This window comes from uncultured Allobosea sp. (assembly GCF_945956895.1).
Taxonomy (GTDB): Bacteria; Pseudomonadota; Alphaproteobacteria; order Rhizobiales; family Beijerinckiaceae; genus Allobosea.
Genome location: NZ_CAMFJF010000114.1, coordinates 1 through 6,735, shown reverse-complemented (window position 1 = coordinate 6,735; position 6,735 = coordinate 1). Strand labels below are relative to the sequence as shown.

Genomic DNA, 6,735 nt, shown 5'->3' with positions numbered 1-6,735 from the left:
CGCCAATGGCGGCAACGGCCGGGCCAGCGATTCAGGTTGGGAGGAGTTCTGAGGCCGCAGCCTCGGAGCTATCCTCGCACACGATACGCGCGGCGCCCCCAAAAGGGCGCCGCTGGCGTTTCCAGAACAGCCCACGGCATCCGACTTGGCTCGGAACCACCAGCGTCATTGCGAGCGCAGCGAAGCAATCCAGGGGTACGTAGAACTCTGCCGCCCCTGGATTGCTTCGCTGCGCTCGCAATGACGAAGGAGGATCAAGGCATCACCCCGGCAGCCGGTAATCCCTGAACATCTCGCGCAGCTTCGTCTTCTGGATCTTGCCGGTTGCCGTATGCGGAATGGCCTCGACCAGCACGACATCGTCCGGCAGCCACCATTTCGCGATCTTGCCGGTCATGAAGGCGAGCATCTCGTCCTTGCCCGGCGAGCGGCCGGGCTTCGGCACGATCACCAGCAACGGCCGCTCGTCCCATTTCGGATGCGCGACGCCGATCACCGCGGCCTCCGCGACATCCGGGTGGCCGACGGCAAGGTTTTCGAGATCGATCGAGGAGATCCACTCGCCGCCGGACTTGATCACGTCCTTCGAACGGTCTGTGACCTGCATGTAGCCGGCGGGATCGATCGTCGCGACATCGCCGGTGTCGAAGAAGCCCTGGTCGTCGAGAATATCGTCCTCGCTGCGGTAATAGGCGCCCGCGACGGCCGGACCGCGCACCTTGAGCCGGCCGAAGGTCTGGCCGTCCCAGGGCAGATCGCGGCCGGCATCGTCGGTGAGGCGGAACTCGACCGTGAAGGGCGGATGGCCCTGCTTCATCTTGAGATCGTAGAGCGCATCGCCTTCCAGCCCCTGATAGACCGGCTTCACCGAGCAGAAGGAGCCGAGCGGACTCATCTCGGTCATGCCCCAGGCATGGGCGACGGTGACGCCGTATTTACGCTCGAAGACCTCGGTCATCGCGCGCGGACAGGCCGAGCCGCCAATGATGACGCGCTTCAGCGTCGAGAGCGTGCCGCCGGTCGCCTCCAGATGCTGGAGCAGGCCAAGCCAGACGGTCGGGACCGCCGCGGTCATCGTCACGCGCTCCTCCTCCAGCAATTGATGCAGCGAAGGTCCGTCGAGCCTGGCGCCGGGCATGACCAGCTTGGCGCCGGTCATCGGCGCGGAATAGGCCAGCGACCAGCTATTGGCATGGAAGAGCGGCACCACGGGCATCACCGTGTCGCGCGCCGACAGGCCCATGAAATCCGGCGCGGCGCAGGCGAGCGCATGCAGTACGTTCGAGCGATGCGAATAGAGCACGCCCTTCGGCCCGCCGGTCGTGCCCGAGGTGTAGCAGAGCCCGGCCGCCGTGTTCTCGTCGAAGCGGCCCCAGGCGAAATCGTCATCGGTCTCCGCCAGCCAGTCCTCATAGGCGACGGCGCCCTTGAGGCCGCACTGCTGCAAATGCACGGCATCGGTCAGGACGATGTAGCGCTCGATCGTCGGCAGCTTGTCCTGAATCGCCTGGATCATCGGCACGAAGGTGAGGTCGAGAAAGAGCAGACGATCTTCCGCGTGGTTGATGATCCAGGCGATCTGTTCCGGGAAGAGCCGCGGATTGACCGTATGCGTGATCGCGCCGATGCCGCTGATCCCATACCAAAGCTCGAGATGGCGGTCGGTGTTCCAGGCCAGCGTCGCGACACGGTCGCCGAGCGTGACGCCGTCTCTCTGCAGGCGTTTCGCCACCTTCAGGGCGCGGCTGCGGATCTCGACATAGCTGCGTCGCCTGAGCGCGCCATCCTCGACGGCACGACTCACCACCTCGCGCGTGCCGTGCTGGATCGCGGCGTGGTCGATGATGCGATGGAGCAGAAGGGGCCAGTCCTGCATCAGGCCGAGCATGCGCTTATCCTCCCGAGATCATTTTATCACGGAGGATAGCGACGGGCTTCGACGAAAGGGAAGTCATCCCATCGAAGGCTCGCTTGCGCGCGCGAGATGGTTTAGGTCTGATCCTTCAAGAGCGGGGGGAAACGCCATGTCCGCACCGAAGATCGTGCCACACGCCCCGACGGAACCGGACCGGGTCTGGTTCCGCTTCATGCGATTGCACCAACGCATGCTGATGCAGATGACGGCACGCATCCGCATGCTCGGGCTCTCGATCCCGCAATTCGACCTGCTCTCGACCCTGACCGAGCAGGAAGGCATCAGCCAGAGCGAACTGGCCGAGCGGCTCTATGTCACCAAGGGCAATGTTTCCGGGCTGGTCGACCGGCTCGTGCAGGCCGGGCTCGTCGAGCGCCGCGCCATCGCCGGCGACCGGCGCTCCTACGCGATGCACCTGACGCCGGAGGGCCGCCGCCTCGCCGAAGCCGGCATCGCCGCCCAGCGCGAATTCGTCGCCAGCACGCTCGGCAAGCTGAAGCCGAACGATCTCGCCGAGCTCGACCGACTCGTGCTGCTCTGGCGCGACCTCGCCCGTGCCACCGATGCCGAGTGACCGCGGATGGCCGACAGCATCGACCTGACCGCCTCCGCCACGGCCTTGCGTGAGGCGCTGCTCACCCGCGAATTCACAGCGTCAGACCTTCTTGAAGCCAGCTTCGCCCGCATCGATGCGCTGAACCCGCGCCTCAATGCCATCGTGGCCGAGGATCGCGAGGCCGCCCGCGCCATGGCGAAGGTTTCGGACGCGCGCATCGCCAACGGCACCGCAAGGCCGCTCGAAGGGCTGCCGATCACGATCAAGGACGCCTTCGACGTCGCCGGCCTGCCCTCCTCCGGTGGCCTGCCGGCCTATCGCGAACGCGTGCCGACTGAGGATGCCGCTGCCGTCGCGAGGCTGCGGGCAGCCGGTGCCGTCATCACGGCCAAGACCAACGTCCCGGTCTTCTCCGGCGATTTCCAGAGCTACAACCCGGCCCATGGCGTGACCAACAACCCGTGGGACGAGGCGCGTTCGCCCGGCGGCTCCTCGGGCGGCGCTGCGGTTGCAGTCGCCACGGGCATGAGCGCCTTCGAGCTCGGCTCCGATCTCGGCAGCTCGATCCGCTGGCCGGCTCATGCCTGCGGCGTCTTCGGGCTCAAGACGAGCTGGGGGCTGGTCTCGACCTGGGGCGCGATCCCGCCGCCGCCCGAGCGACGCACCTTGCGCAATGTCGACCTGATGGTCGCCGGTCCGATCACGCGCGCCGCTGGGGATCTCGACCTGATTCTGCCGGTGATCGCCGGGCCACGCGATACCGCCCTGCCCGCGCCTGCCCAGCCGGAGCCGCGCCGGACCGGCCCGAAAGGCCTGCGCGTCGCGCTCTGGGCCGACGATCCCTTTGCTCCGGTCGACCGGGAGGTGTCGGATGCCGTGCGCGAGGCCGCGCGCCGCCTGGCCGAGGCCGGCGCGATCATTGACGAGACGGCGCGCCCCTCCATCCGCTTCGCCGATGCGTTCGAGGTCTATGCGCTCTTGAACCATGCCGTCGTGGCCTATGGCCTGCCGCCGAAGGTACGCGCCCGCATCCAGGCGCAAGCCGCCCGCTTCAGCCCGAACGACCTGTCGCATCAGGCCCTGCAGGCGCGCGGCGCCCGGATGACGCCGGGGCTCTACCAGCAGGTGAACCAGCGCCGCCTCGCCCAGAAGCGGCAATGGGCCAGCTTCTTCACCCGCTACGACGTGGTGCTCTGCCCGCCGGCGCCGGTCGCTGCGATCCCGCATGACCATGGCCCGGACATCCATGCCCGCCGCCTGATCGTGAACGGCGAGCCGCGACCCTATCTCGATTTCCTGCTCTGGGCCGCGCTGGCGACCGGCGCGGACCTGCCCGCCTTGTCGGCGCCGATCACGCGCTCACGGGAGGGTCTGCCGCTCGGCGTCCAGATCATCGCGCCGTTCGGCGAGGACCGCACGGCCGTTGCCGTCGGCGCGATGCTGGAAGAGTTGGGCGGCGGCTTCTCTCCGCCACCGCTTGCGCGTTCGTAACGTCACATGAAAGCACGCCGTCATCCCGGGCTTGACCCGGGATCCATCGAAGGGCGCTGGAGCTCTACGATGGATCCCGGATCTCCGCTTCGCTGCGTCCGGGATGACGCGCGTTTTCACCGAGGCTCGGCTTGTTTTCAGCTCGCGTGAGCGGCCGTTACGCCCGTTTGGCGCGAAGCCTTTCCGTTTCGCTCGCCCTGCGGCAGAGTCTACCGTCCCCTGCGCCAAAATCGCTCAACATTTGCGGTCATATCGGCGTATGCTGGAAAGAATATTAAACAGAGCCGGGAGCCCATCATGCTGTCGAATGTCGCCGTCAGGGATATCGAGACCCTCGTCCATCCCTATACCAACCTCGCCACGCATCGGCAGACGGGCCCGCTCGTGCTGGAGAGCGGCAAGGGCATCTATGTCTACGACTCCGCCGGCAAGGAATATATCGAGGGCATGGCGGGGCTCTGGTGCACCTCGCTCGGCTATTCCAACCAGGAACTGGTCGAGACTGCCTATGAGCAGATGAAGAAGCTGCCCTTCACCCATATCTTCGGCGGGCGCAGCCATGATCCGGCGATCGAGCTCGCCGAGAAGCTGAAGGAGATCGCCCCGGTTCCGATCTCCAAGGTGTTCTACGGCGCCTCCGGCTCCGACGCCAACGACACCCAGGTCAAGATCGTCTGGTACCTCAACAACGCGCTCGGCCGCCCGCAGAAGAAGAAGATCATCTCCCGGCTGAAGGGCTATCACGGCGTCACGGTCGCCTCGGCCTCGCTGACCGGCCTGCCGAACAACCATATCGATTTCGACCTGCCGCTGCCCGGCATCCTGCACACCTCCTGCCCGCACCACTATCGCTTCGCCGAGCCGGGCGAGAGCGAGCAGGACTTCTCGTCGCGGCTTGCCGCCGAGCTCGAGGAGATGATCCTGCGCGAGGGTCCGGATACGGTCGCCGCCTTCATCGCCGAGCCGGTGATGGGCGCCGGCGGCGCGATCATCCCGCCGGCAGGCTATTTCGAGAAGATCAATGCCGTGCTCGCCAAGTACGACATCCTGTTCATCTCGGATGAGGTCATCACCGGCTTCGGCCGCACCGGCAAGATGTTCGGCACCGAGACCTACGGACTCAACGCCGACTCGATCTCGCTCGCCAAGCAGATCACCTCGGCCTATTTCCCGCTCAGCGCCGTGATGATGAACGACAAGATCTATGACGTGCTCGTCGACCAGAGCCGCAAGATCGGCACCTTCGGCCACGGCAACACCTATGCCGGCCACCCGGTCGGCTGCGCCGTCGCGGTGAAGACGCTGGAGATCTACCAGCGCGATAAGATCGTCGACCATGTCGAGAAGGTCTCGCCGACCTTCCTGCGCCGCCTCACCAAGCTGAACGAGCATCCGCTCGTCGGCGAGGCCAAGGGCGTCGGCCTGATCGGCGGCGCCGAACTGGTCAAGGACAAGCAGACCAAGGCCGCCTTCGAGACCAAGAAGGGCGTCGGCGCCAAGGCCGTCGCTTATGCGCTGGAAGAGGGCTTCATCACCCGCGCCATGGGCGATCGCCTCGCCTTCTGCCCGCCGCTCGTGATCAACGAGGCCGAGATCGAGGAAATGTTCAACCGCTGCGAGCGCGCGCTCGACAAGACCCTGAACTGGGCCAAGGCCGAAGGCCTGCTGGCCTGATCGCTCCGAGATCGTAAGAGACAGAAGGCCGGGCGGCGACGCCCGGCCTTTTCTCTATTCAGCAATATGGCGAAACCGTTCCTCTCGCCTGAAATCGCCACGAACAGATCACAGAGGCGCCCCGGCGCCGTCCCGATCCGCCGTCAGACAGGTGAGGTCGGCCGGCGCGAGCCAGCGACACGAGGTCCATCAGACGAGTCAGGAGCCATGCTTCAACGCGACACTCATTCCCCGACACCGGCCAGCAAGGGTTTCCATGACGCCACGGCGCGGGCGACCTATGCCTCCCGTTTCCGCCCGATCGCGATCCGGGCAGTTGCCGCGGGAACCCGACAGGTGCCAGCTACGTTGAAGCTGCAGGGCGAAGGACGCAAGGCCGAATTGCCCGGCGTCCTCCGACACGGTTTCTACGACTGAAACCTCCCCTTCGAGACCCATGACTTGGCCGGTGCGGAGCTTGCTCCCACCGGCCTTTTTCTTGGGCGGCCCTCTGACCATCGTTTGCACGGAATCTCTGCCGTCATTCCGGGGCAGGCCGCAGGCCTGAGCCCGGAACCTAGAACCGATGCCGCCATGAATTCGAGCGCCGACCTAATAACCTCTTATGGAAGCGGCATCGGTTCTGGATTCCGGGCTCTTCGCTGACGCGAAGCCCCGGAATGACAGAGTGGCTCAACCCAAAACACCGCCAAAACAAAACGGGCGGCCCGGAGGCCGCCCGCTGAATTCTCCGGATCATCCGATCGATCAGACGACGATGACCTTCGCGCCTGCGGGAACGCGGTTGAAGAGGTCGATCACGTCGATATTGCGCATGCGGATGCAGCCCGACGAGGCCGAGCGACCGATCGTCTCCGGCTCGTTGGTGCCGTGGATGCGGTAGAGCGTGTCCTGGCCGTTCTGGTAGAGATAGAGCGCACGCGCGCCGAGCGGATTGTCCGGGCCGCCCGCAAGGCCGCCGGCAACCGGCTTCAGATGCGGCCACCGCTTGATCATCTCGGCCGGCGGGGTCCAGCGCGGCCATTCCGCCTTGCGCTGGACCACGGCCTCGCCGGTCCAGCCATAAGCTTCCTCGCCAGTGGCGACGCCGTAGCGGATC

6 protein-coding genes are annotated in these 6,735 nt (G+C 66.0%); 4 read left to right on the top strand and 2 right to left on the bottom strand.

Features of this window, described 5'->3' with window-relative positions:
• Positions 1 to 262: 262 nt before the first annotated feature.
• Positions 263 to 1,888, bottom strand: coding sequence for a long-chain-fatty-acid--CoA ligase (locus Q0Q02_RS22710; protein ID WP_293812960.1), 1,626 nt, complete (start codon positions 1,886 to 1,888; stop codon positions 263 to 265).
• A gap of 136 nt (positions 1,889 to 2,024) precedes the next feature.
• Here Q0Q02_RS22710 and Q0Q02_RS22705 point away from each other — a divergent pair, with 136 nt between their 5' ends.
• The 4 genes from Q0Q02_RS22705 to Q0Q02_RS22690 all read left to right on the top strand — a co-directional run bounded on the left by Q0Q02_RS22705 (position 2,025) and on the right by Q0Q02_RS22690 (position 6,053).
• Complete coding sequence (locus Q0Q02_RS22705) at positions 2,025 to 2,489, top strand: MarR family winged helix-turn-helix transcriptional regulator (RefSeq protein WP_293812958.1); 465 nt, start codon at positions 2,025 to 2,027, stop codon at positions 2,487 to 2,489.
• A 6-nt stretch (positions 2,490 to 2,495) separates the two neighbouring features.
• A complete protein-coding gene (locus Q0Q02_RS22700) occupies positions 2,496 to 3,962 on the top strand; it encodes an amidase (protein ID WP_293812957.1) in 1,467 nt (488 codons plus the stop codon).
• 297 nt (positions 3,963 to 4,259) lie between these two features.
• Positions 4,260 to 5,636, top strand: coding sequence for an aspartate aminotransferase family protein (locus Q0Q02_RS22695; RefSeq protein ID WP_293812955.1), 1,377 nt, complete (start codon positions 4,260 to 4,262; stop codon positions 5,634 to 5,636).
• Positions 5,637 to 5,843: 207 nt separating this feature from the next.
• Complete coding sequence (locus Q0Q02_RS22690) at positions 5,844 to 6,053, top strand: hypothetical protein (RefSeq protein WP_293812953.1); 210 nt, start codon at positions 5,844 to 5,846, stop codon at positions 6,051 to 6,053.
• Positions 6,054 to 6,383: 330 nt separating this feature from the next.
• Here the strand turns inward: Q0Q02_RS22690 and Q0Q02_RS22685 are convergent.
• A partial coding sequence (locus Q0Q02_RS22685) for a L,D-transpeptidase (RefSeq protein WP_293812951.1) occupies positions 6,384 to 6,735 on the bottom strand: 352 nt, incomplete at its 5' end.